Genomic DNA, 23236 nt, shown 5'->3' on the forward strand with positions numbered 1-23236 from the left:
CTAGCCGACCGGGATGGTGAGGATGCCCTCGACGGGGGTGGCCAGGTCGTAGGCGCCGCCACCGCCGGTCTGGTCGGTGCCGAAGTCGAACACGCAGACCAGAGGCTGTGTGCTCGCGCTGCCCGGGGTCCGGTCGGAGACCACGAGGTAGCGCCATGGCCCGGCGGTGAATGGGGCAGCCCACAGGGTGGTGTCGCCCAGGTCGAGGACGACCACGGCGGTGCCGATGCACAGCCAGGTGACGCCGCCGTCGATCACCGTGGTCCCCACGACGGTAGGCCAGGTCGGCGCGGTGCCGCCGGTGGTGCCCGCGACGACCGCCCGGTACAGGTAGCCGTTGCCCGTGCTGGGGCGGCGGACCGCGCCGAGCGGAACCGCAGTCGCCGTGGCGTGGGTCGACGCCCACGAGTTCGCCACGGTCAGGGCGAAGCTGCCGGTGACCGTGGCGCCGCCGGCGGTGTACCCGCCGGCAGTGGATAGCTCATCGGTCAGGTCGGACACGTACTGGTGGGTGTTGATCCCGAGGGTGTGGGAGCTGCTGTGCAGCGTCACCTTCAGGGTGTCCGAGTTGAGGTCGGCTTCCTTGTTGAGCAGCGACAGCCACGCCTTGGCGTACAGCTGGGCCTGGACGTTCGGCATGGCAGCCCTCTCCGAGCCGTCGTTTCTGGGGTGTGCGGGGCCGGTGGCGGCCGGCCCGCGGTGCTACTGCTGCTCGGGGACCGCGGCGTACAGCGCGCGCAGCTCGTCGCGCGTCGCCGCCCGCACCTGCTCCGGATCGAGACCCGGCACGTTCGCGATGAACCAGGCCGCCCAGACCTCCTGCGAGGCGTTCCCGGGCGGCGGCTCCGGGAGCAGATCGTCGACGATCTCGTACCCGGCGGCCCGGCAGAACGCGATCTTGTCGACGTTGTCGGTGGTGGCGACACCGTTGCGGAACGTCAGTCCGCAGACGGTGCCCTGGTAGTGCGGATCAGGACAGATGATCTTCGCCATGCTGCTCCCCGGCCTGGGTCGTGCCGCGCGCCGTCAGGGGCCGAGGATGCCCCGGCCCCTGACGTACGGCGGTTCTTAGGTGATGGCGACGTACGGCACGAACTGCTTCGCCGTCGGCGTCGCGATCGTGGCCGGCGCCGTGGTCGTCAGGGTGGTGCCGGACGACTGCGACAGGTTCCGCTCGCCGGTCGCGATAGCCGGCGCGGCGATGGTGCCGAGCAGCGTCGGCGGGGTGGTGGCCGTGACCATGATCCCGACGTAGTAGATCCCGGTCCGCGGCACCGTGTACGCCGTGGCCAGCGGCAAGGTCTTGGTGGTGTTGGCCGCCCAGGCCGTGGACGTCTGGTCCGCGGTCTGACCGATCAGCGCGCCGGCCTCGTCGTACAGGGCAAACCAGTAGGCCGTGGGGGTGCCCGCGGCGGTGGCACCCGAGCGGACGGAGATGTTGGTGACGACGTCGCCCGCCCGGAGGTGGATCGGCACCGAGGTCATGACTCCGGTGGCGAGGGCGACCTGGCCGGTGTCGCCGGCCGAGTCGTACAGGCCGATCCGGGGCAGGTTGCGCCGCACGAAGGTGTCCGGGCTGGCCGGGTCCGACGCGTTGGCGTGCGCCAGGAGGTCGCGGACGTTGCGGCCGTAGCCGCCGAGCTGCTCGCTCATGCTCAGGACTCCTTCGGGCCGAGGAACTTCTCGGCCAGCTGGTCGCGGGTGAGGGCGTCGGCCGCGTCGGCGGTCATGCCGCCGGCCGGACTGGTCGCGTAGGCCAGCCAGTCGGCCTTGGACGCCGAGCGGGTCGGCATGTCGCCGGCCGGCGACGGCGCGAAGCCGAAGCTCAGCTCTCCGGCCGGCTCGATGGGGTTACCGGCGGCGTCGACCTCGGTCACGACGTAGCCGGGACGGCGCTGCGCGAACAGCACCGCCGACCGGCCCACCTGGACCTGGTGCTCGTCGGCCTTGGCTAGGCCATCGTCGTCGCGGGCGTCGTCGAAGGAGACGCGAGCGAGGCCGTCGGCGAACGACACGCTGCCGATGCGGCCGGTGAAGTCGGGCCGCGGCGAACGGATCTGGAAGAAACGGATCGTCATCGGGCTACCTCACTTGACCTTGATGTTGCGGAAGACGCCGCAGGAGCGGGTCGTCTTCAGCACCATGGTTGCCGGGCCCATCTCGACCTCGCCGGTCTTGACCGCCCCGGAGGTGGTGAAGTCGGGCTCCCAGGTCTGCATGAGCGGCTTGCCCGCGACGCTGGCCCCGTGGAGCGCGTCGAGGCCGAACCGGACCGCATACAGGTCGGTCAGGTTCGTGATGTTGCCGCCGCCGCCGACACCGTCGGGGTCGCGGGTTTCGACCGGGACGATGTACGAGGTCTGCCCGGTCATGTCGCTGTTGACGGTGCCGAGGTCAACCAGCGCGGCAGGACCGTAGTACTCGATCGTGCGGCCCATGTCGTCCTGGGTCCGGGTGTACATCCCGGCCAGCTTGCCGATCGCCTTGATCCGGTTCATGAGGAGCCGGTTGCCGAGCAACGCGCCGGGCTGACCGTTCAGCAGCGACAGGAACTCGTCGAGCAGGTCGGTCGCCAGGATGGCCAGCGTGGTGGTGTTGAGCGTGGCCGCGGACCAGTCCGCGTAGAAGGTCGACTGGTTCGGGAAGAACTCCGTCGCCGAGCCGGTGAGGGCGACGTCCAGGCCGTCGAAGCCGAGGACGTTGGAGGCGTGGTCGCCGTTGATCAACTGCTCGGCGAAGGTGTTCCGCACACCCTTGGTCAGTTCGCCGGTCTGGAAGGCCAGCTCGTCGGTCAGGCGCGCGCCCAGGTGCGCGAGCGCCCGGTCCAGGTTGAACGCCCCACCGAACGGATAGAGGGAGCTGGTGACCTGGGTGCGCTTCGCCTCAGCCGGCGTGTACTCGGTGTTGTAGGCACGGAACTGGCCGCCGCGGGTCTGGGTGAGCCGGCTGTACGTGTAGGACAGCGAGGCACCGCCGGTGCCCGGGGTGGCCACGTCGTCGAAGACGAACTGGTCGAGCAGCCAGCTGTTGCGGCGGGTCTCGTCGATCACGGCGTAATCGACGTCGGACGCTGCGTTCTTCTGTGCGTCCGCGAGTGTGATGGTCACGGATGTCTCCCGGTCGTGGATGTGCGCAAGGCGCACAGGTGTCGGGGTCAGGTGGTTCTGCGGGCGAACGCCTCGCGCAGGCTGGAGGGCCGGCCGGTGCCGCCGGTGCCGCCGCCGGAGTGGTCGGCGCCCTGCTTGCCAGCGCCGGCACCCTTGGTGTCGGCGGCCAGGCGCGGGTTGGCCTTCAGCGCCTTCTTCATCGCGGCGACGACCTGGTCGTCGTAGTCGGCCGCGTCAACGTCGAGGTCAGCGACCGTCTGCCGGAAGCTGGACGAGTCGATGACTGCCGCGGGGTCGACGCCGGCCTTGTCGGCGTTCTCCCGGACGGACAGCCGCAGGCTCTTGTCGCGCAGCCTTTCGGCGGCCTGGTCGGCCTTGGCGGCGGCGGCCTTGAGCTGTTCGGCCGGGTCTTCCTTGCCGTCGGGGGTGAGCCCGGCGGCCTTGAGGACCGCGGCGACCCGGTCGTCGGCCACCCTCTTCTCGGCCTTGGCCTTGGCCTCGGCCTGGCGCGCGGCCGCGATGGTGTTTTGGGCCCGTTCGGCGTCGAAGTCGCCTTCGATCTTCGGAGCCTTGCCGCCGGTGCTGGTGGTGTCGTCGTCCCCGGCCTTGCCGGAGTCGGTACCACCGCCGTTGTTGTGGCCCGGAGCGCCGCCGTCCCCGCCGATGCTGGGGTCCTCGCGCCGCCATCCCTTGCGGGGCACACGGACGGTTTGGATGCCGGAGAGCGGGCAAAGGGCGATGCTGCGGGCGGTGCGATGCAATGTGGACTCCTGGTTGTCGCGGCCCTTGGCCGTGGACGGGAGGGATGCGCCGCCCGGGCCTTGCCGGACGGCCGCCAGCGCAAAGCACCCCACGGCCCTGCTGGGCGTGGGGTGCTGGCTGGAGCGTGTGGTGGTCCGCTACGCGGCCGGGCTACGGCCCATGATCTCGTCGGCGCGGCGGTAGAACTCCTCGCGCGCCTCTGCCGGCGCGTCCAGGAGGACGTGATGCAGGTTGTAGTCCGAGCCTGGCTTCGGGTGCTCCTCCGGGTGGAAGCCGGCCCGGTCGGCCCACTTCGCTGTCCACTCGGCGTGCCAGGCGGTCAGCTCGTTCTGCCGGCGTACCTGCTCGGCGGAGGGGCGGATCGGCTTCGACCGGGGGCGGGGCATGGGCTGGTCTGGGAACGTCACAGCCACTTCACCCCCTGCCAGTCCGAGCCGAGCATGGCCTCCTTGCCGACCCAGGTCCCGCCGTCGATGGCCGAGGATCGTCCGCACTGGCTGATCTCGTACGCGGTGGGGTAGCGGTCGGAGCCGAACGGTTCGGTCTCGGCGCGCTCCAGGATAGCCGCGGCGAGCTCCAGCTGGGTCTCCAGCTTGTCGGCCCCGGCGTTCAGCCGGTCGGCGCGGTCGCCGGTCGCAGCGCGAGCCTGCGCGCGGATCAAGTCCATGCGTTCCCCGACGAGGTCGCGGACGAACCGCAGCCGGGCCAGGACGTCATCGGCGGACTCGTGGTCGGCGAAGCCGTAGCCCTGGGTTGCCCAGGTGTAGCCGCCGACGTCGATGTTCGCGTGGACCTCGATCCGGACGATGCCCTGCTGCCGATACCAGCGCTCCAGGTGGCCGTTGAAAGCCGTCGCGAAGCCCTTCCCGCGGGCCTTGGCGGTGAGCGCCAGGTACGCGTGGACGGCGACCAGGGCGCCGTCCTCGTCGCGGTAGAAGCCCCGCATGACCCTGCCGATCGGGTCGGCCCCCGGTTCGCCTTCGGGGTAGATCACGCCGTTGACTATCGGCCCGGAGATGTCCTCGTTGTGGCCGTAGTACGGGTGCGCCTCGGCGCTTTCGACCTCGACCCTGAGACCGGCGTAGTCCCCGCCGATCACCTTGCTGAAAGCCTCGCGGGCCACTTCGCGGTTCGCTGCGAGGCTCAGGTCCAGAGCGAGAATCCCGGGCAGATCGTCGACTGGTGCCGGGGGCGCGGTGGCACGGCGCCGCTGAGGCAGAGGCGGGCTCGCCGGCGGTGGAGCCGGAGCGGGTGCCGGCGCGGACGGAGCAGCTGGTGCTGGGCGGGCGGACGCCGGGATGTTCCCGGCGCCGATCTGCTCCCGGTAGGTCAGCCGCTTCAGCGCCGGGTTGGCGGCAAGGTGGTCCCGCATCTGGCTCTGCCAGAGCCGAACCTTCGCCTTCGCTGCTGCCTTGCCCTCGGGGGTGAGCGCGGCCAGCTCGCGTTCCTTGTACCGGCGGATGGTCCGCTCGATGGCGCGCTGCCGCTGCCGGGCCTCGTCACCCTGCTTGTCGGCGGTCGTTCCGCGGGGCGGCAGCTTCGTCACGCCGGGCAGGTATGTCCGCACGGAGTGGCGGCAGTTCGGGTGCTGGAAGCCGCGGCTGCGTGCGTCGTCGAGGGTGGTCAGGACGTGAACCGGCACCTGGGCGCCAGTGGCAGCGTGCGGCAGCAGCAGCACGCCAGCAGGGCCATCCGCGTCGATGCGCAGGACCCTGCCCTCGTACGGCCGGCACAAGAAGCACTCCTGGACCTCGTTGGAGACGATCACGAACGGCAGCCCGAGCCGGGTCTGACGGTCCACCTGGCCCTGCACGGCGGCGCGCTGGGTGACCGTCCGGACGCCCATCTCCACGTAGCTGGAGAGCCGCCACCGACGGCCCCGGACGTCGGTGAAGATTGTCAGGCCCTGGTCAACCAGCTTCTGGTACGCGTGCTGCGACGCCTGCCTGCGGGTCATGCCGCCGGCCACCGACACGGCGGTGGCCTCGGCGATGACCTTCCGGTAAGCGTCGACCACGTTGCGGACGACGTTGGAGTGCCGGGCGCCGACGTCCTGGACCAGGGCGACGGCGAGGTTCTCGATCACGCCTGCGCGGGGCAGCTGCTCCGCGATGATCCCGGCCGCCCGGACGGCGTCCGAGTCGCGGGGCAGGAACTGCGCCGGTACGTCTGCGGTGGCCGCGGCCTGGCCGCCGCGGTACGCCCGGGCCAGCGCGGCGCGGATGCCGTCGGCGAACGTCGCGAGGACTAGCTGCAGCACCTGGTCGACGGTGCGGCGCAGCGTCGACACGGCGCCGAGCCGGGTGACGGCCCAGTCGGGTGCGTCCTGGCCTTCGTCGAGCCGGCGGGTCACCTCGCGCAGGATCGCGCCTTCGGCGGCTCGGTACAGGTCGACGGTGGCGCGGCTGATCTCGGCGATCTGGTCGGGGGTGACCGACATCGGCTACTCCCGGGTCGTCCGATGGCATACCCGCAGGCGCAGCCTTTTAGGTGTTTAGGCGCATCGCGCAGCTGCCGTTCCCCGGCTATAGCTTACGGAGAGTTAACTCGTGGCGGGTTAATGCGCAGCTAGGCGGCTTGACGCGCCTTGAATAAGACGGCAACCAGTTCAGATGCGAACTTGCTGGTCAAAGGTGCCCGGCATCAACCGGCATCCACGTCCGGTACCGTTGTCCACGTCAGAGCATCAGTTACTCTACGTGACAATTGAGGAGGTGAAAGCTGGTGTCACGAGCCTTGATCAAAGAGATTGGTCGGACGGTCCGGCACGTCGTTAGCAGCAATGGCCGAACCGTCCGCCTCGCCTTGCTGATCGCCGTGGTCGGGATCTGCTGGCAGATGGTTCTCTAGCAAACCTACCTCCACCCGCGGCCCTCACGTCGAAACGATGTGGGGGCCGCACCCATCTCCCCTACCGAAGGTCTACGCGACCCGGCCGCTGTCTCCGCGCCGGTCTTCTGGCGGGTCGTTGCCGGCCATGCCACCGATCGTGATCGCCGGGTCAGCAGTTGCGCCGGCGGAGAGGTCGGCCTTGATCCGGGAGACCTCCTCCTTGACCTGGATGTCGTCCCAGTCGGGGTGGGCCATCCGGACCCTGGTGTCGACGGATGCGGCTTCGGCCGCGTGGAGCAGCTGGATCGTGCGGGCGACGACCTCGGGCGCTTCGGAGACGCTGTCGCCGAACTCCACGTTGATCTTCACCGGCTCCGGCCGGGCGGAGAACTTGACGGCTTCCACGGCCAGGAGCAGCTCGACGGCGTCAACGATCCCGGGCTTCCACGCCCCCTCGATGCGGTTCCCGCGGGTCGTGAAGCTTTGCCGCTCGCGGGCCTGGACCTCGGTGGCGGTCATCGCGACCTCGCCGTCGCTACCGAGGGTCTGCGCGGACAGGCCGGCGTGCCGCAGGGCGGTCTCCACGATGGCGTCCGCGGTGGCCTTGTGCTCCTCGTACCGGATCTGGAACTGCTGCGCCGTGATGACGCCGGCGCCTTCCTTCTGCATCGAGTTGACGCCGACGAACACCTCACGGTCCGCGTCGAAGGTGGCACCGGCACCGGGCCCGTTCGACTGGAGCATGTAGTCCGGGACGATGATCCGGGACCGGGCCAGGCGGATGTCCCGCATCCAGCCCGTCCACACGTCATCCAGGGCGTCGAACTGCTGCTCGTTGCCGTCGAAGTCTGACCTGCCCAGGTACTTCAGGGAGGCCTCGGTGCGCCACTGCCGCTGCGGGCCGGCGTTCGGGATCCGGACGACGTCGAGCCGGTCAAGGCCGGTCGCCTGGGCGCCTTCCGCGTCGACCAGATCGGCGAGGTGCGCCGCGGCGGCGTGCTCGCTGAGCGGCACCGTACGGCCGAGGGCGTGAGCGGTGCCCTCGTGCACGGCGTACTGGATCCGGCTGGCCGCCTCGGGGCCGCGGCCGACGACGTCGTGGTGCTCGAGCAGCCGGACGTGGACGTCGCCGTCGACGAGCAGCGTCGACCAGAACGTCACCTCGATCAACTTCCCCCACCGGATGACCGGCACGGCGCCGTCGGCGTGGACGGCGGCGAGGAACGCCCGGTCGGGGTACACGTCCTCGTCGAGGACCGGGCGGAGGTAGACGTCACCGAACGCGCTGTTGGCTTCAGCGGCGTGGAGCAGCATCTTGGCCAGGCCGTCCTCGACCAGCTGCTCCAACCGTGCCATGACGGCCTTGTCCTCGTGGTCGAGCTTGGGCGGCTCGGAGAACAGCAGGTTCGCCGACGTGGCGGCGAGGTCGGACGGCAGGGGGATGTGGAGGCGGCCGTCGCGGGTGCCAGCGGTCGGTGGTGCGCCCCAGAGCCAGCGGGAGAACGTGCCGAGGATGCCGCCGGCGTACTGGCCGGCGCGGACCCGCTGCGATGGGGGGAGGCTGCGGCCTGTGGCGTCGCGGTTGGAGTAGACGCGGCGGAGCTTCGCCGGTGAGCCGTCGTACCAGGCGTCCCAGTCGCGGTAGGCCTGGTAGGCGGGGGCGACTGCCGGGGGTGGCCAGGCGCCGTCGGTGGGGATCGGCACCAGACTCCTCCGTTCGTGTCGTGACTAACCATCCGCGTGGACGGTGGCATCTACCGTTTGTTTGTGACGTCTACTTGGCACATCGCCGGTCTTGTGCTGGAAGCGGACTGGGTCGAAGCGTGGGCGACAGCGGCAGGAGCCGTCGGCGCGGTCGGAGCCTTTACCTGGCAAGCACGCGCGCTAGCCCATGAACGCAAGACGCGGCGCGAGGAGGTACGGCGCCTCGCACAGGATCAAAAGGACATGCTTAGCGCTCAGGCCCGACTTGTCGTTCTAGACGACCCCCACGTAAGCGCCGGCGAAATTCGAGTGCCAGTTACGAACAACGTCATCGAGTACGGGACTTACCAGGTGGTCATTCGCAACTTCGGTGAGTTACCTGTATACAACCTCCATTCCTCCATTGTTTACATTCCCGAGGATGAGTCGGTAATGCATAAGGGGAAGGGCGCAGTGTGGTTGAAAATTCTTCCAGGCAAGGGCGAGTCGATTATTTCTTTCGACATCAAGGAAAATTTTCCGGATGTGAAGCTACCCGAGGGAACGTCGTGGAAAGATCTCGGGCGAAGGTTCTTAATCGATGTCACATTTGTTGATGTCCACGGCATGAATTGGCGCATTACTGAGGACAACAGCGTGCGTCCCGCCACCGAGTAGGCTTTCCGGGTTCAGGCGGCAAGGTCCAGGGCACCACGCACGAGCGGGCGCCAGAGGACCTCCGGGGTCTTGATCGCATACCGGCCGGCGTCCATCGAGTGGTCACCAGCCTTGACCGGCTTATCCTCGCCGAGGAGTGCGGCCTTCTCGTCCCAGACGTAGCCGCCGATCTCCTCGATCCAGCCGGCGCACGACTCGTGCACGTACAGCAGGCCCTCGGCCAGCAGCGACGCCACCAAGCGGATACCGTCCAGGACGCTGTTGTCGGCAGGGGTAGGCAGCAGGCCGTCCTGGAACAGCTGCGTGGTGAACGACGCCGCGGACGGGTCGACGCACACCCACTCCGGGCGCACGCCAAGGTGGTCCAGCCAAGCGCGGAGCCGGGCCGAATATGCGGCGTCGGTCAGGGACTGCTGCCGATTCTTCGAGTCCCACCGCCACTCCCGGGTGAGGTACATCTTCCCGTCGGCGCCGACGCCCAGGAGCAGCCCGACGAACGGGTTCACGGTGCCGTAGTCCACCCCGAGGGAGATCCAGCGGACGATGCCCGGCAGGGTCTTGACCACATGCCTGGTGGGGTCCCAGGACTCGTAAACCATGCCCTCGGCCATCACCCACAGGCCGAGGATGTTCCGCTTGTAGTAGAGCCCGGTGTACTGGCGCCGGTAGCGGTCCTTGACGGCCTTCGAGAGCACCGGGTTGTCGTCGAGCAGGAACTTCAGGACGTACCAGTCGCCGGCCAACTCGCCGCCCGGACGGGCCCGTTCGATGCCGTCGACCATGAGCCAGTGCCGCGGGTTGTCCGGGTTGGTGTTCCCGAAGATCTGCGACCCGTCCACAGAGCAGCGGCCCAGGAGCTGCTCATGGAACGGCTTCTGCATCAGCGACCACTCGTCCACGTAAGCGCCGCGGCACGTCATGCCGCGCAGGCGCTCCTCGGCCCGGGCGTCGTTGAAGGTGATGACCTCCACCTGCTGACCCAAGATCATCGCGGTCGATGCGCCCCGGGTGTACGAGGTGGCCTTGGCCAGCGGCCCGAACAGCGCCGGGTCGCGGAGCGGGTTGAAGATGTTCCGGACCGCGGTGTCGTACGTCTTCGCCGTGACCAGCAGGTCGCCGCTCTTCGGGGTCTTCGGGTCGGCGATGAACATCAGCCAGCGGAGCAGCCCGGATGCGGTCTTGCCCGATCGGATCGCGCCCTCGGCGAGGTTCACGAACAGGTTCGACTCGCAGACGTACTCGATCTGCTTCTCCGACAGGGGGAACTTCCGCAGGTCGATCACTTCGTTCGCATTCATATTGCACGCAGGTTGGACAATGGGAGCTGTGACCGAACGCGCTACTGCCCTGCTCGCAAACGTCTCTGTAAACGTCGTGGCAAACCTTCTGGCAGTTGCCTTCATCTACCTGTCGGGCGCCGCTATCGGGCTGTTTCCACGTGACCTTGAGGCGATCGTGTACACCTTGCTCCTTGTGGCCTTGATCGCTGGCTACGCCGTCACGTTTGCAGGCCTGTCCCAGCGGGTCCGTATACGTGGCTGGCTGTTGTGCGCGGTGTTCATCATCTTCAGCGCCTACTTCGCGCTCGTAGGACTCACCGGCATTTCTGCGAACGGCACTTGGCAGAGGTGGGTCTCTGGCACAGTTGCCATCATTTGCCTCACGTTCAGTGCCTTGATGGTTCGGCTTGAGCTACGCGAGCACGCTCGGCAGAAGCAGGCCAGTCGGATCAAGGGCCTCCACTGGATCGAGCTGCCATGAGCGCCGCGCGCAGGTCGGTGAGCATGGACTTCTCGTCCTCGTTGCCGGTGGCCTTGTCGTACTCGGCCAGCTTCAGCGCGGTGTCGGCGAGGGCTTTGATCGCGGTGGCGATGTCGCGCTTGTCGCGGAACGGCGGCTCTTCCACCGAGCGCTCGTTGTAGTCGTTCTCCTTGCCGCCGAAGTTGTAGACGACCGTAGGGGCGAACATCTGGCCCATCAGCCGGCCAGCGCTGTCCAGGGCGTCCAGCTGGAGCTGGGCGCGGCGCGCGGCGCCGTCGGCGACCTTGGCGGCGGTGGCGGCCGCGGTGCGGGTCCGCTCGAACGTCAGCGGCGGCTCGTGCTCGGCGGCGATGCGGGAGATGGTGCGCCCGGATCGGCCGAGCTGGGTGGCGATGGCGTTGCGGCTGAGGCCCTGGGCGTGGAGTTCGGCGACGCGGCGGCGGTCTTCGGCGGTGACCGGTGGGTGTCCTTTCGCCATCGTGCACCGCCAGCTGGGTCGCGCGGCGCCGGCCTTGCCGGTCCGCTGCCGGCGCCGCCTTGCGACCCGGAATTGTTAAGAAACTTTCTTGTTGCGTCTTGCTTCGCGGACGGCCTCGCGCTCCTCGTCGCTCATGCTCTTCAGGCGGACGCTCTCTCGGGACAGGCCGGTCCAGCTGATGACGTCCTTCTGCGGTACGCCGGCCGCGGCTGCGGCCTGGATCTCGGGGGTGAGCCGGGCGTCCAACTCGGCGAGCTGAGCTTCGAGGCGCTGGCGGCGCTTGCCGAGGTCCTGGAGCTTGCTGGTGTCGTGTGCGCTCATGCACTCAGTCTAGGCCTAACGTTAGGCCATGCGCAAGGCTTACATGCTAGGAACATTGCTGCTCGTTAGGCCTTGCGTTAGGCCTAACGTTAGGCGTATGCTTGGTCTATCAGCAGGGAGAACAAGCCAGGGGAGAACGAGATGCGCAGCACCGAGGCAGTCATCACGGAGATCGTCGAGGCCTACAACTGCCGGTGGGGCCAGTGGGTCCGGGTGGCCGAGATCGCCGCCAAGGTCGGCCTGACCCGCGAGGAGCTCGCGGCGGCGCTGGAGACGCTGATGGACGAGGACGAGACGTTCCGGGCGGAGCCGGAGCCGTTCGGCCACCGGGTCACCGCCGAGGACCGGGCGGTGGCGCCGGTGATCGGCGGGGAGGCTCGGCACCTGATCTGCTGGTACAGCTGAGGAGGGGCCCCGCGAGGGGCCCTCTCTCGCACCTGTCGTGAGAGCGCTCTCTCGCCCTCTCCTGGTGGCGCCGACAGGATTTGAACCTGCGACCTCTGGGTTATGAGCCCAGCGAGCTACCGAGCTGCTCCACGGCGCGCTGTGATGGTGCTGCCGGTCCGGGCGGGCCGCAGGTCCCGTGTCTACGGCCCCGCCCGGTACGGCCCCGCGCTCCGCTTCCCCACGGAGACGGCGACAGCCCGGGAGCTGGTGGGAGCTCAACCGGGCTGTGGGCAGAATCTGCCAGGGCCGAGTGTGAACAAAGATCTTGTCGGCGTCAAGCCATCTCTTCGCCTGGGCGCTTCAACCGTTCACGTTCAACCGTTCACGTTCAACCACCTGACCTTAAGCTCCCTCCCGGCGACCTTCGGGTGCTCCCCTAGCCAAGTCGACCATTCGTCCGAGTTCTCGAACCTGAGCGTCACCGTGTCGCCGGACGCGACGCCCTCCAAGATGGATTCCGAAGCGAAGTACGTAACCTCGAGCACATCCCACTCAAACGGCACGCGAAGGCTGCGCCGCCTCAATCGCCCAATCCGATATCTCGATGCCTTCAGCGTTGCACCGCCCAGGAATCCAGCTGCGCGGACCATCTTGGACAACTTGCCCGGACAGTCGGCGATGATCGCCGCCCATTCCTCCCCGTAGGCCTCCGCAACCATGGGGTCCCCGACGGACCACAGGCGCGCAGCGCGACGGACCATGCGCAGCGCGAGCCATGGGGAGATGTCGCAGATCTCGTTGACCAGGAGCCCGGTGACGACGGACAGGGCCACTGCGAGCCATACCCCGGTCACAGGAGCCCGCCACCGAGGGCTGGCCGGAGCGCTTGAGAGGTCGCCGGGCGGCGTTCAGCGAGAAGGGCCTGGGCACGGGTCGCGCCTTCGCCGGTCAGCCTGTAGTAGCGGCGTCGCGGCTTGATAGGCGCCGACGGGTCTGGTTCGGCCGGCAGGTCTTCCCACCGCGCGGTGATCCATCCCATGCTGGTCAGACGCTCAAGGATCTTGTAGACCGTGGGTCCGCCGCGCTTGCTGGTTTTGATGATGGCCCAGCCGTGGAGTTCGTCGCCCCCGGCGGCTATGAACGTCGCGAGGACGTCCAGAAGCGGCGCCGTGATGCGCCCTGGCTGTTCGGTCATGGCCTGAGTGTACTAGGTGAAACAAATCTAGGTGAAATAGCGCTCGTAGCTCATGCCGCCCTGGGCCGACCACGTCCCGCGTGCCGCTTCGCAGCGTCGATCCGCGCCGCCTCGGGCAGCGGGTACCGCACCTGGGGCCGCCCTGCCCCGTCCCGGGTACGGACCGCCAGCAGGCCGTCCCGGGCGGCCCAGGACCGTACCGCGGCCGCGGTGACGCCGTGGCCGAGCTGCACGGCGATCTCGGCGGCGGTGCCCCAGCGCACACCGTCCACGACGATCAACGAGCCTCCAACGGGACGTGCGGACGGTCGCCGCCGCAAGTGGTCCAGCCGTGACGGTCGGCCCACTTCCCCCAGGTATCGCGGTGCAGGTCCTTGGAGCATCGTTCGCACGTCATGCGGTCATTCTCCCCTCGCGAGCCGGGCACGGAGGTCGGTGAGCTGCCAGATGTGTGCGACCCCGACCGCCCGGTCTGGCATCCCGCAGCCGCAGGCCTCGCCCGCGCACGGGCAGGACTCCGTGCACACCACCACCCGGTCCTCGGCCGGCCCGGACATCTGCAGGGCTAGCACCACGTTGTCGCAGCCGGGGCAGGCGACGCCGGGCCAGAGCTGGAGGTCGTCGCCGATGCCGGCGGCCTGGCGGACCAGGCGGTCCTGCTCGACCAGCCAGCGCGTCATCGTCTCGCAGGTGCTGGTTTGCAGGGCGGGCACCACGGCGCGGAGCTGCGCCAGCGGATCCGCGCGGGTGCGGTAGTCGTCGCCGAGAACAGCGCCGGCGATCCAGGCGAGGGTGTCGGCGGTGCGGCGGGCTCGCTCGAGCAACGGGTTCGCGACCCGGTCGACTTGCAGGACGATCGCGTCGAGGAGCGGGTTGGCCGGCAGGGCGCGGGGTGCCTGGCGTTCGGTCGCGGGGCGCCAGGCTTGGACGGTGCCGAGGTCGTCAGCGCCGCTGAGGGCGGCTTGGCGGGCGTGGCGGGCGTACTGGGTGAGGGTGGCTTGGGCGGCTTCGAGGGAGGCGAGCGCGGCCAGGGCGTGAAGGCGTGCGGGGTGCATCAGGGTTGGCCTCGCTTCTTGGACGGATCTTGGAGGCCTGGGACGAGGCTTCCGGCGATCAGCCAGCGGTTCGGTGGTGGGCAGGCGATGGGGTCGGCGTGGATGGTTTGGGTGCGGTGGGTGGTCCGGCAGTGCGGGCATGGGCGCGCTGCCGGACCGTGGTCGGTGTACCGAGGCGACGGCACTGGGTCAGCCGGCGGCGATCAAAACGGGGCGTCGTCGTCGAAGAAGTGGCTGGCGGCGATCTGGCGCTCGTGCTGCCGATGCCACTGCCGGATCTCCCAGGCGGACCGCAGCGGCCGTCGCCGTCGCTGCCGAGGTGTGGGCCGGCAGTCCGGGCAGTTGACCTGCCGAACGGCACCTTGGATTACGCCGTCGTCCTGGCACGTCCAGCAGCCGAAGTCGGGCTCTTCCGGGGCAGGTGTGGGGTCGTCGTCGTACCAGTCGTCGTCCGTCCAGTCGTGTTCTGCGCAGCAGTACGTCACCGGGCACCGGCCAGGTCGAACAGGCCGAGCTGCACGGGTTTGGGCGGCGGCGGGCAGACGTGTTGCCACAGGTCCGCGGCCACGTCCTGGCAGCGCCGCTCGACGTCGGCGTGCCACCTGAACTGGGCGTCGCGTTCGTCTCGGCTGGGCGGGTCCTGGCCGAGCAGGTAGCGCTGGTTGTGGGCCATCTGCGCGGTGGTGACCTGGAGCCGTTCCGCCAGCACCTCGTCAGCTGCGGCGATCAGGCCGGCCGGGAACGCTGCCCGGTCGGCGACGAGTCGCTCGACGGCGCGGGTGGGGATGACGAGTCGCTCGTGTCGGCCGCCGGTGTCGGTGTAGTCGATGACGATGATGCGGCTGCGGCGTACGTGGTATTGGCCGCGGTCGAGGCTGCCGCTGCGGCCGTCGTTGAGCGGGTGCTCGCCGGTCCAGATGGCGGCGATGGTGTAGGCGTGCTGGGCGAGGTATGGCCCGCATGCCCACACGACCTCCGGGGTGACGGTGCGGGCGGTGTTGAGGATGCCGCTGGCGTGGGCCCATTGCGGGCCGGAGCGCCGGCGCATCCATCCGGGCGTCGTTGTGGTCATCGGCGGCGGCCTCGCTGCTCGCGCCAGGTGGCCCAGCCGTGCCGGACCAGGGCGTACGGCAGCAGCAGCAACGCCATCGGCAGCGCGTTGGCGCACGGCTTGCTGGTGTCGTGGTAGTCCCGGTCCTCGGCCATCACCGGCAGCGGCGAGCTGGCGGCGGCCAGGGTCGGCTCATCGCGGTACGCGGCGTCCTGGTCCTCGTCCAGCTCGAGGTGGGCGGTCGACTCGATCGGATACAGGCGCTCAGGCATGGTCGGCCGCCTCGGTCTCGTCGGCGTACGTGCAGCCCGGCAGGTGGTGGCCGTTGTCGCAGCCGATCGGCTGGCACGGGTTCGGCATACCCGGCGTCATCAGGTCCTCGCCCGCGGCCTCGGCGAGGCGGCGGTCGATGGCCTCGGCCCACGCCACCGCCCACGCAGCCACCTGCACCAGCCGGCCACGCAGTACCTCCGGGTCTTCCTCGGCCATCGCCGCCCAGAACTGCTCGGCGAGGACGTCGAGCCACGTGAGCCGGTTCTGGCTGGCGGTGTGCTGGGCGTCGCGGCGCGCGTCGTCGGCCATGCCGGCCAGCAGGCGGCTGGTGCCATCGCGGTAGTTCAGCTCGCCGAGCCGGGCGTCCTGGGCCTCGCGTTCGTCGGCGATGTCGCAGAGGACGTCGTCGGTGGGGTGGATGACCTCGCCCTCGCGACGCACGGACAGCCGCACCGTGGCGGCCGGAACGAAGCCGCAGTGCGTGCATACCCCACCAGCGTTCTGGTACCCGCACTGCGTGCACGCCCAGTGGCCGCTCTCGCGCGCGACGTGAGGAACCGAGGAAGCCGCCAGCTCGCTGCCGTCGGGTGCGATGCCGAGTTGGGTTCCGATGTGGGGGCAGCCTTGGAGGTGGTAGCCGATGCCGCAGCCGGGCTGGCAGGGCTTTGCTGTGGGCTGTGACGCGACGGCGTGACCTGCTGGCGTGAGGTCGACGCGGGTGTCGGGGGTGATGTCGTCGTAGGGCTCGGCGAGGTAGCTCTCCATGTCGCGGCTGAGGGTGTCGCGGACGGTGTCGAGGTTGTCCAGGAGGCTCGCGGCTTTGGGCTGGTCGAGGTTGTAGGCGTGCACCGAGATGGCGTTGACGAGGGTGCGGGTGACGGCGGCGAGGTGGTCGTAGGCGAGGCAGTAGGCGCCGGCTCGGGCTTCGGCTCGTGCTGTGGTGAGGTGGGCCTTGTCGAGGTGTCCGCGGAGGCGCTGGCTTTCGTGGACGAGGCGGGTCTTCCAGAGGGTGGCGCCAGCTTCGGCTCGGTCGAGGGCGTGGGCGTGGTCGGCGGCCTTGATGCGGAGCTGGTCCGTGGTGGTGCGGAGGCCGTCGACCAGGGCGGGCAGCTCGGCGAAGTCGAGGGGGTTGGCGCCGAGGGTGCGGGCGATGCGCTCCAGCAGGCCGCCGAGGTAGCGGGCGTTGCGGAGGTGGCGGTCGGCGTCGGCCTGGGCGAGGTCGCGCTGGGTCTCGGCGGTGGCGAGCTGGTCCTGGGTGTCGAGGGCCTGGACGCTGGTGGGCCGGGTGTCGGGGTGCAGGCGGGGATCGCGCTGGCGGACCGGCTCCGGCGGGGTCCAGGTGTACTGGCGGGCCTCGGCGGCAAGGTCGAGGTAGCGGATGGGGAAGCTTTCCTCATCGCTGGTCATGGCGGGTCTCCTGGATCTCTCTGCGGATCTCTGCGGCTCTGCGGTGGGTGACGTACGGGAAGAGCTCGCCGAGGCGGACGTCGTCGTCCTGGGCGGGCTGGGGTCGGGTGTGGGCGAGGGCCCGGGCGACGGCCGTGGCGGCCGAGGCCCGGGCCCGGCGCTCGCCGGGGGTGAGGTGCCGGGTCATCCGGTGGTCTCCCGGCCTTGGAAGGCGCGGCGGGCGGCCTCACGGCGGGCGGTGGCGGCGGCGATGGCTTCCTCGGCTCGGCTGAGCCGGCGGCCGGGCACCGGGATGGGGAAGATGCCGCGCGGTGGGCCGCCGGCGGCCGGCTGATCGTTGGTGGCGACCAGGCGCAGCGGCGTGGCTGTCTCATCCGCGTGCGCGTGCGGTAGTGGGTCGCCCTGGTGGTCTTGGGCTGGCGTGGGTGGTTCGGACAGCGGCTTCTGCGGTGAGGTCCCCGGAGCCGGAGGCGACGGGGGTCGCAGGGGGTCTGGGGGCAGCGTGCCCCCAGAGGGAGGTTCCGGGGTGGTTCCTCGGGTGGTTCCTGGGTGGTTCATGGGTGGTTCGGGGGGCGCTGCGTCCACACGTGTGGAGTCAAGATGCGCACGTGTGGACGCAGAATCTTCACGTGTGTTTTCTGCGTCCACACGTGTGGACGCAGAGTGCGCACGCTCGGCGCGGTGACGGTCGCGGCGGGCCCGTTCCCGGTCCCGATTTGCGGTCTTTCTGCCCTCCACCGCGGCGGCGATCTCGGCGCGCTCGGCCTCGTCTCGGCACAGGGCGAGGTTGAGGTTCCACCGCGGTGTGCCGTGCCGGGTCGTGCCGTCCGGTACGAGGAGCCCGGCCTGTTCCAGGCGCCGCTCGGCGCGCTGGATGGTCCGCTCGTCGTACCCGGTGCGCCAGATGATCTCTTCGACGCCAGCGTGGGTGTCGATGCCGTTCTCGTCGGCCCGTTCGGCCCTGGCGACGAGAACGCCTCGGGCGGTGGTGTCCGGCTTCCCCGAGGGCATCCGCAGCATGGGCGCGATGTCGAACGCCCATTGCACGGCCTGGTAGCTCACCCTGTCTCCTGATCTGTGAGGTTCGGTGGGAGCTGGCCGGCCCCGGGGGAAGACGGGGCCGGCCAGCGGGTCATGCGGCTTGCTGACGGGCTCGGTACCGGGCCTTGCGGCGGCGGTTGTAGACGCGTTCGGCCTCACCGCAGTGCTGGCAGACCGGCTCGCCGTGGAGCCGGTGGTTCCGGGCGCCGGCGTCGCTGCTGCCGCGATATCCGCACGCCGGTGGCGTCTCGCGTGGCGGGCCGAGCGGAGCGACCGTCCACTCCGTGAGTTCTCGCCACGTTCGGTCGTCGGGCACGGCCGCGGCGAGCACGAAGGTGAGTCGCCACCAGTCGGCCGGGTCGGGCAGCTGTTCGGCCAGCCAGCGGGCGTTCGCGTCCGGGTCGGTGCTGCGTACGCGGCCGACCAGCTGGGCCGCGATCGTGGCCAGGCGCGCGGCCTGGTCGTCGTCGACGAGGTGCATCGGTCAGTCCTCCCGCTCGCCCAGGCGCCGCCGCTCTTCCGCCTGGGCCTCGTGCGCGGCTGCGGCGACGGCCGCGACCGCCACCGGGTCGTGGACGGCGTTCTTCTCGATCAGCGGGCAGCTCAGGCACACCCCGGGCGTCGCCGGGTCGGCACGGAACCGGTGCGCCACCAGCGGCCTGGACCGGCGGACGCGCGGGTCGCTGTAGGTCTCGGTCATGCCGACGCCCCCACCAGAACGGCCAGCTCAAACGTGGTGCAGCCGCAGCCGGACGCCGAGCACTTCGTACGGACACCCTTGGCGTTGATCTTGTGGACCCGTTCGACGTGGTCACACGTGCAGGCCTTGCGCGCCACCGGCGCCGGACCGGCCGGCCCTGGCCGAGGCTGCTCCGGAGCGACCGGCTCGGCGGCCAGCTCGTCGGGGGCATCCGGGAGGACCGCCTCCGGGTGCTCCCGGACCGCCCGTGCCAGCGGCGACAACGGCGCGGCCGGTTCCGCGTACTCGTCGTCGACGACCAGGCCCAGGCGCTCCGCTTGCTCCCGCTCGACGGCGCTGATCGGCCAGGCAGGTTGGGGCCGGGTGTAGTAGTCGACCCAGTGCAGGCTCCCCCGGTCCAGGACGGTCCGGGCCCGTGTCACCGCGACGTACGCCAGCATCAGCTCGTCCGCGTCGAGCAGCGCCCCGCCGGTCGCCCGGTCGGTCCGGGGCTCCCGGAAGTCGGAGGCGATCTTCACCGCATCCCATTCACGGCCCTTGGCCTTGTGCGCCGTCGAGATGACGACGTCGGCGCGGGACTCGTCGACCAGGCCCTCAGCGACCCCGACGATGACGTCCGGGCCGTGGTCGTCGATCAGCTTGACCAGGGTCTTGAGGTTTCCGGAGGCGTCGTCCTGGGTGGCGTGCTCGCGGACCTGGTCCCAGGTCTTGAAGGCGAGCAGCTCCGGGTGGGAGGTGCCGGAGCCGTCCATCAGTTCCTGGGCGGCCTCGGCGAGGCGGCGGATCTCGTCACTGCCGCCGACCAGCGCGGCTTTCCGGCCGGCGGCGGTGGTGTGGAGGATCTGCGCGATCGCGCCGGCGTTGGACCGGCACAGGATCGCGTCCGGCGCTGGCTCTGGGCAGATCATGGAGTGGAGCGGGTCGAAGCCACGCAGGCGCAGCGGCGCGTTCAGCAGGCCCAGCCACTTGTTGGCCTCGGCGGCGATCGCCGGTCCGAACCGGAAGCTCTGGCTGAGCGTGAGCCGCTGGTCGGCCTGGAACTTCGCCATGGCGTCGATCGCGCCGCGGAAGCCGTAGATGGCCTGGGCGGAGTCGCCGACCATGATCCGCTGGGCGTGGTCCTGGATGTGGAAGATGCTGGCCATGACCGGGCTGAGGTCCTGTGCCTCGTCGAGGAGGACGAAGTCGACCGGGATCCGGGGCCGGGACAGCTGGTAGAGCTTGAGGTAGACGTCGTGGGTGAACTTCAGCCGGCCGGACTTGCCCTGCAGGTCGTCCCAGGCCTTGCGCATGAACGGCACGAGGTAGCGGGCCAGCTCACGGTTGTCCGTGCGGCTGTACCCGTCGACCGGCACGGCGTGGTGGGCGTCCGGCTCCAGGTCGGCGGAGTTGAGGAAGCGGTTGACGCCTTCGAGGACGAGCCGTGCGAGCTTCGCGGGGGCGAGCGGGGCGAGCTTCGGGGCGATCTCGACGGGGCTGTTGAAGCCGAGGATCCCCGCGGCCTGGATGGCCGGCACCCGGGGGCCGTCGAGGCGGTTCTTGTACTGGCTGCCGACCGGCCCGAACGCCAGGCTGTGGGCGGTGCGGCAGGCGACGCTGACGGGGAAGCTCCGCTTGGCTTCCTGGGCCAGGGCGCGGTTGTAGGCGACGTAGAGGCCGCGGCGGCCGGGCTGGGCCTGGGCGGCCATCTTCAGGGTGGACGACTTGCCGCACCCGGCGCCTGCCTGGACCACGAGGGTCGGGCGGGCGGCCGAGGTGAAGGCGTCGATGACGAGTTGCTGCTCGTCGGTGGGCCGGTGCTTCATGCCGGGGCTCCGGTGGGCTCCAGCTGCTTGAGCCAGGAGTCGAGGCGCTCGCACACGGCCTGGACCTCGTCGTCGGTCAGCTCGTTGGTGCTGCCGACTTCGTGGCCCACGATGTTGCTGACGTACGCGAGCCGGGCGTCCCGGTCGTCGCCCATCTCGGCCTGGCCGAAGAGCGCCATCATGCGGCGCCGTGCCGGATCGTTGCCCGGATTCTTCGGCGGTGCCACCTGGGCCTGCTCGATCCGCCCCAGCAGTCGCTGCCGCTCGGCGTCGTGCTCGAAGCTCAGTCGGCGAGCGTCCAGCAGCCGGCGAAGCGTGCGCCGGTCGTCGTCGGTGATCTTCTGCTCGCCGTGCACCGCGACAACCGTCTGCCACGCCGTCTTGAGCTGCTCAATGTCCTCGGCGGACTGGATGCCCAGCTCCAGCGGCAGCGCGGCATCGGTCAGCGGGGCGTCGCTGCCAGCCTGCAGCGGGACCAGGGCGTTGTGCATGACGTTGGCCGGGTCGTACTGCAGGCGCTCGAAGATCAGCGCTTCGAGGGAGAAGTCGGTCAGGATCTCCCCGTGGCCCCGGAGCTTCTGTACGGAGTCGCCGGCCTTGGGCGGCACCACCGAGTCGTGCACGGTCCGCAGCTTGATCAGCTTGGCCTTGCCGTAGCCAAGCTCCTGGGTCATCCGGAGCCACACCCGGACGTCGGAGACGAGCCCTTTCTGGCCCTCGACGCGGTAGTCCCCGCGGCCGGTGACCGGACGCCCGTTCTCCAGGTAGATCGTTTCCTTGCCCCGGGACAGCAGGATGACGATGCCCGGGAAGGTCATCAGCTGGGTCATCATGCGCCGCCACCGCCCGGTGGCCTCGTTCCAGTAGTTCGAGCTGATGTCGATCTCGGCGTTGGGGTCCGCGGCCAAGGCCTCCCGGTTCTTCTTGCTGCCCTTGGCCCGGTTGTAGGCCCACTCGGAGAGCAGGTCCCACACGGCGCCGACCGTGTCCAGCACGAACACGTCTGGGCGGGGGTCGGTGCGCCGGTCGAGGTGTGCCTCTGCCTTGGCGTCCACCACCGACTGGTAGATCTGGGCCCAGGTGCCGTCGTGCTCGACGATCTCGTAGCGGACCGGCTGACCAGCGCTGGTCTTGATCAGGCCGTACTCGTCGGCGGTGACCTCGCCCAGCTGGAGCCAGAAGGTCCGGTTGATTTTGGGGCTGGCGGACAGTTCCGCTGCTTTCCAGGAGCGGCCAGCGCCTGTCTCGCCTTCGAGCAGGATCACCGGGTTGGTCATCTGACCGGTGGGCTTGCGGGTGCGGAGGGTCATCGGGGGTACTCGATTCGCTGGGTTTCGGTCTCGCGGGCGATCAGCCGGCGGCCGATGTGCGGGGTGTAGTCGGTGGGGACGTGCTCGATGGCGCCCAGGCGGTGGTGGCCGACCGGCTCGTCCTCGATGGGCAGGACGATCACGGTGGTGCTGTCGAGGGAGGCCCCCTCGTGCGTGTCCGTGACCAGGCCACGGAGCAGGCACCAGGCGATCCACAGGGCGGCCAGCAGGACGGCGAGGCCCCACGCGCCGTAGACGAGGGCGGCGAAGAGGCGGGCGTTATCCATGGCTGACCTGGTGGAGGACGAGCCGGCCGCCGACGCTGATGAAGATCTGCGGCGTCGGGTAGCTGCTGCTCGGCTCCGGGTCGGCGGCGACGGTGCCGGGCGGGCAGTCGCAGACGTCGCCCAGCAGGACTAGGCAGCAGGGCTTGACCGGCACGGTGACGACGCTGCGGTCGCCTCCGACGATCACTGGGCCACCTCGACGAGGACGGTGACCTTGGCTGGCCAGTGGCCGCGCGGGTCCTTGTTGAGGGCGTCCTTGCGGATGTAGATCGAGGACACCGGGACGGCCTCGTCCTGCGGGGAGGTGTAGACGACCTTGTTCTGGGTGACTTTCGTCTGGGTCAGCTCGACGGTGATCACTGCTGGCCCCTCTCGTGGTCGGGGGTGAAGGGCGGGAGGAGGTAGAGCTGCTCCAGGGGGTCGCTGCGCTGCGGCAGCTGGTCGGCGAGGTGCATCGGGTCGGAAGTGACCAGGTGCTGCACGGCGGTGTTGGCGTCCCGCAGCTCGTTGTTCCAGTTGCGCGAGGCGGCCAGCTCTTCGCGGAGCAGCTGGCTGTCGCTGTGCGCAGCGGCCGCAGCCCTGAGCACGGCCTTGGACCGGCGCCGGTAGACGACGGCCAGGCCGAGGAATAGGCCGCACAGCGCGTACGCGACCAGGGCGACGAGGACCAGGTTGATGACGGTCATGCCTGGCTCCGGCGCGCCTCGGCCAGCTCGTTGTTGAGCCGGTCCAGCTCGGCCTGCATGTCCGCGGTGCTGCGGCGCTTCAGCGGCGGCGGCTCGACGCTCGTGCGGACAACCACCCGCAGAGGGCCCTCCCTGTGCTCGGCCTTGTGATCGGCGGTCCGGTTCGTGCCACGCCCCTCGACCTTGGTCGCGGCGGTGACGCCCAGGGCAGCGGCGATCGCGTCGACGGCCGGGGTCATCTGCGGCCCGTGGGAGGGCAGGTAGCCGAAGCTGAGGTAGAGGTTGAGGGAGTTCGGCTTGGCGATGTCGCGGTCGTCGAAGCTGGCGATCCGGTCCGCGACCTCGCGGAGAGCGTCCGCCAGCTCGGCGTACGTTGGCTGAGGCACTAGGCTTCCTTTCGTCTGGCGGTCCCGGCGC

The 23236-nt window shown here is 69.9% G+C and carries 33 protein-coding genes and 1 tRNA gene; 3 read left to right on the forward strand and 31 right to left on the reverse strand.

Going from position 1 to position 23236, the window contains the following annotated elements; genetic code table 11:
- From ACIBQZ_RS38715 to ACIBQZ_RS38755, 9 genes are all read right to left on the reverse strand, one after another.
- A complete protein-coding gene (locus tag ACIBQZ_RS38715) occupies nt 1-639 on the reverse strand; it encodes a hypothetical protein (RefSeq protein ID WP_396093913.1) in 639 nt (212 codons plus the stop codon).
- 63 nt (nt 640-702) lie between these two features.
- A complete protein-coding gene (locus tag ACIBQZ_RS38720) occupies nt 703-993 on the reverse strand; it encodes a hypothetical protein (RefSeq protein WP_396093914.1) in 291 nt (96 codons plus the stop codon).
- A 75-nt stretch (nt 994-1068) separates the two neighbouring features.
- Nucleotides 1069-1653: a hypothetical protein gene (locus tag ACIBQZ_RS38725; RefSeq protein ID WP_396093915.1), complete on the reverse strand. Its 585-nt coding sequence runs from the start codon at nt 1651-1653 to the stop codon at nt 1069-1071.
- Between the two features lie 2 nt (nt 1654-1655).
- Nucleotides 1656-2078 (reverse strand): hypothetical protein, encoded by a 423-nt coding sequence (locus ACIBQZ_RS38730; RefSeq protein ID WP_396093916.1) that lies wholly within the window; start codon nt 2076-2078, stop codon nt 1656-1658.
- 9 nt (nt 2079-2087) lie between these two features.
- Nucleotides 2088-3107 (reverse strand): major capsid protein, encoded by a 1020-nt coding sequence (locus tag ACIBQZ_RS38735; RefSeq protein ID WP_396093917.1) that lies wholly within the window; start codon nt 3105-3107, stop codon nt 2088-2090.
- Between the two features lie 47 nt (nt 3108-3154).
- The gene (locus tag ACIBQZ_RS38740; RefSeq protein ID WP_396093918.1) at nt 3155-3808 is read right to left on the reverse strand and encodes a hypothetical protein; all 654 of its coding nucleotides are present in this window, start codon (nt 3806-3808) and stop codon (nt 3155-3157) included.
- Nucleotides 3809-4006: 198 nt separating this feature from the next.
- Nucleotides 4007-4276 (reverse strand): hypothetical protein, encoded by a 270-nt coding sequence (locus ACIBQZ_RS38745; RefSeq protein ID WP_396093919.1) that lies wholly within the window; start codon nt 4274-4276, stop codon nt 4007-4009.
- Entirely contained in the window at nt 4273-6309 is a 2037-nt protein-coding gene (locus tag ACIBQZ_RS38750; protein ID WP_396093920.1) for a phage minor capsid protein, read from the reverse strand. Before ACIBQZ_RS38750 ends, ACIBQZ_RS38745 begins: the two co-directional genes overlap by 4 nt.
- A 482-nt stretch (nt 6310-6791) precedes the next feature.
- Nucleotides 6792-8405, reverse strand: a complete 1614-nt coding sequence (locus ACIBQZ_RS38755; RefSeq protein WP_396093921.1) for a phage portal protein — start codon at nt 8403-8405, stop codon at nt 6792-6794.
- A gap of 36 nt (nt 8406-8441) precedes the next feature.
- Between ACIBQZ_RS38755 and ACIBQZ_RS38760 the strand changes: the two genes are divergently transcribed.
- Entirely contained in the window at nt 8442-9062 is a 621-nt protein-coding gene (locus ACIBQZ_RS38760; RefSeq protein ID WP_396093922.1) for a hypothetical protein, read from the forward strand.
- A gap of 11 nt (nt 9063-9073) precedes the next feature.
- Here ACIBQZ_RS38760 and ACIBQZ_RS38765 read toward each other — a convergent pair whose 3' ends face one another.
- Entirely contained in the window at nt 9074-10360 is a 1287-nt protein-coding gene (locus tag ACIBQZ_RS38765) for a PBSX family phage terminase large subunit (protein WP_396093923.1), read from the reverse strand.
- A 28-nt stretch (nt 10361-10388) separates the two neighbouring features.
- On the opposite strand from ACIBQZ_RS38765, the gene ACIBQZ_RS38770 reads away from it, so the two are divergent.
- On the forward strand, nt 10389-10823 hold the full coding sequence (locus ACIBQZ_RS38770) for a hypothetical protein (protein WP_396093924.1): 435 nt from the start codon (nt 10389-10391) through the stop codon (nt 10821-10823).
- On the opposite strand, the gene ACIBQZ_RS38775 is transcribed toward ACIBQZ_RS38770, so the two are convergent.
- Together ACIBQZ_RS38775 and ACIBQZ_RS38780 are read right to left on the reverse strand one after the other, a co-directional pair.
- Nucleotides 10792-11301 (reverse strand): helix-turn-helix domain-containing protein, encoded by a 510-nt coding sequence (locus tag ACIBQZ_RS38775; protein ID WP_396093925.1) that lies wholly within the window; start codon nt 11299-11301, stop codon nt 10792-10794. The two genes, ACIBQZ_RS38770 and ACIBQZ_RS38775, sit on opposite strands and share 32 nt — an antisense overlap.
- A 75-nt stretch (nt 11302-11376) precedes the next feature.
- A complete protein-coding gene (locus ACIBQZ_RS38780; protein WP_396093926.1) occupies nt 11377-11622 on the reverse strand; it encodes a hypothetical protein in 246 nt (81 codons plus the stop codon).
- Between the two features lie 141 nt (nt 11623-11763).
- Between ACIBQZ_RS38780 and ACIBQZ_RS38785 the strand changes: the two genes are divergently transcribed.
- Complete coding sequence (locus ACIBQZ_RS38785) at nt 11764-12027, forward strand: hypothetical protein (protein ID WP_396093927.1); 264 nt, start codon at nt 11764-11766, stop codon at nt 12025-12027.
- 62 nt (nt 12028-12089) lie between these two features.
- Here ACIBQZ_RS38785 and ACIBQZ_RS38790 read toward each other — a convergent pair.
- The 19 genes from ACIBQZ_RS38790 to ACIBQZ_RS38880 all read right to left on the reverse strand — a co-directional run bounded on the left by ACIBQZ_RS38790 (nt 12090) and on the right by ACIBQZ_RS38880 (nt 23205).
- Nucleotides 12090-12166: transfer RNA gene (locus ACIBQZ_RS38790), tRNA-Met, on the reverse strand.
- 217 nt (nt 12167-12383) lie between these two features.
- Nucleotides 12384-12863, reverse strand: coding sequence for a hypothetical protein (locus ACIBQZ_RS38795; RefSeq protein ID WP_396093928.1), 480 nt, complete (start codon nt 12861-12863; stop codon nt 12384-12386).
- Complete coding sequence (locus ACIBQZ_RS38800; RefSeq protein WP_396093929.1) at nt 12860-13204, reverse strand: PadR family transcriptional regulator; 345 nt, start codon at nt 13202-13204, stop codon at nt 12860-12862. The genes ACIBQZ_RS38795 and ACIBQZ_RS38800 overlap by 4 nt, the downstream gene beginning before the upstream one ends.
- 50 nt (nt 13205-13254) lie before the next feature.
- Complete coding sequence (locus tag ACIBQZ_RS38805; protein ID WP_396093930.1) at nt 13255-13485, reverse strand: hypothetical protein; 231 nt, start codon at nt 13483-13485, stop codon at nt 13255-13257.
- A 120-nt stretch (nt 13486-13605) separates the two neighbouring features.
- Nucleotides 13606-14259: a hypothetical protein gene (locus ACIBQZ_RS38810; RefSeq protein ID WP_396093931.1), complete on the reverse strand. Its 654-nt coding sequence runs from the start codon at nt 14257-14259 to the stop codon at nt 13606-13608.
- A 481-nt stretch (nt 14260-14740) separates the two neighbouring features.
- The gene (locus ACIBQZ_RS38815) at nt 14741-15331 is read right to left on the reverse strand and encodes a hypothetical protein (protein ID WP_396093932.1); all 591 of its coding nucleotides are present in this window, start codon (nt 15329-15331) and stop codon (nt 14741-14743) included.
- Nucleotides 15328-15582: a hypothetical protein gene (locus tag ACIBQZ_RS38820; protein ID WP_396093933.1), complete on the reverse strand. Its 255-nt coding sequence runs from the start codon at nt 15580-15582 to the stop codon at nt 15328-15330. The genes ACIBQZ_RS38815 and ACIBQZ_RS38820 overlap by 4 nt, the downstream gene beginning before the upstream one ends.
- Nucleotides 15575-16990 carry a hypothetical protein gene (locus tag ACIBQZ_RS38825; RefSeq protein WP_396093934.1) on the reverse strand — a complete coding sequence of 472 codons (1416 nt, stop codon included), beginning with the start codon at nt 16988-16990 and terminating at the stop codon, nt 15575-15577. Before ACIBQZ_RS38825 ends, ACIBQZ_RS38820 begins: the two co-directional genes overlap by 8 nt.
- Nucleotides 16977-17177 (reverse strand): hypothetical protein, encoded by a 201-nt coding sequence (locus ACIBQZ_RS38830; RefSeq protein ID WP_396093935.1) that lies wholly within the window; start codon nt 17175-17177, stop codon nt 16977-16979. The genes ACIBQZ_RS38825 and ACIBQZ_RS38830 overlap by 14 nt, the downstream gene beginning before the upstream one ends.
- Nucleotides 17174-18052, reverse strand: coding sequence for a hypothetical protein (locus ACIBQZ_RS38835; protein ID WP_396093936.1), 879 nt, complete (start codon nt 18050-18052; stop codon nt 17174-17176). Before ACIBQZ_RS38835 ends, ACIBQZ_RS38830 begins: the two co-directional genes overlap by 4 nt.
- A gap of 70 nt (nt 18053-18122) precedes the next feature.
- The gene (locus ACIBQZ_RS38840; RefSeq protein WP_396093937.1) at nt 18123-18512 is read right to left on the reverse strand and encodes a hypothetical protein; all 390 of its coding nucleotides are present in this window, start codon (nt 18510-18512) and stop codon (nt 18123-18125) included.
- 3 nt (nt 18513-18515) lie between these two features.
- Entirely contained in the window at nt 18516-18731 is a 216-nt protein-coding gene (locus ACIBQZ_RS38845; RefSeq protein ID WP_396093938.1) for a hypothetical protein, read from the reverse strand.
- On the reverse strand, nt 18728-20536 hold the full coding sequence (locus ACIBQZ_RS38850; protein WP_396093939.1) for a UvrD-helicase domain-containing protein: 1809 nt from the start codon (nt 20534-20536) through the stop codon (nt 18728-18730). The genes ACIBQZ_RS38845 and ACIBQZ_RS38850 overlap by 4 nt, the downstream gene beginning before the upstream one ends.
- Nucleotides 20533-21846, reverse strand: a complete 1314-nt coding sequence (locus ACIBQZ_RS38855) for a hypothetical protein (protein WP_396093940.1) — start codon at nt 21844-21846, stop codon at nt 20533-20535. Before ACIBQZ_RS38855 ends, ACIBQZ_RS38850 begins: the two co-directional genes overlap by 4 nt.
- On the reverse strand, nt 21843-22133 hold the full coding sequence (locus tag ACIBQZ_RS38860; RefSeq protein WP_396093941.1) for a hypothetical protein: 291 nt from the start codon (nt 22131-22133) through the stop codon (nt 21843-21845). The genes ACIBQZ_RS38855 and ACIBQZ_RS38860 overlap by 4 nt, the downstream gene beginning before the upstream one ends.
- Nucleotides 22126-22320, reverse strand: coding sequence for a hypothetical protein (locus ACIBQZ_RS38865; protein ID WP_396093942.1), 195 nt, complete (start codon nt 22318-22320; stop codon nt 22126-22128). Before ACIBQZ_RS38865 ends, ACIBQZ_RS38860 begins: the two co-directional genes overlap by 8 nt.
- Nucleotides 22317-22493: a hypothetical protein gene (locus tag ACIBQZ_RS38870; protein WP_396093943.1), complete on the reverse strand. Its 177-nt coding sequence runs from the start codon at nt 22491-22493 to the stop codon at nt 22317-22319. Before ACIBQZ_RS38870 ends, ACIBQZ_RS38865 begins: the two co-directional genes overlap by 4 nt.
- Complete coding sequence (locus ACIBQZ_RS38875) at nt 22490-22819, reverse strand: hypothetical protein (RefSeq protein ID WP_396093944.1); 330 nt, start codon at nt 22817-22819, stop codon at nt 22490-22492. The genes ACIBQZ_RS38870 and ACIBQZ_RS38875 overlap by 4 nt, the downstream gene beginning before the upstream one ends.
- A complete protein-coding gene (locus ACIBQZ_RS38880; protein WP_396093945.1) occupies nt 22816-23205 on the reverse strand; it encodes a hypothetical protein in 390 nt (129 codons plus the stop codon). Before ACIBQZ_RS38880 ends, ACIBQZ_RS38875 begins: the two co-directional genes overlap by 4 nt.
- Nucleotides 23206-23236: the final 31 nt, after the last annotated feature.

This window comes from Actinoplanes sp. NPDC049599, from assembly GCF_044465625.1.
Taxonomy (GTDB): domain Bacteria; phylum Actinomycetota; class Actinomycetes; order Mycobacteriales; family Micromonosporaceae; genus Actinoplanes.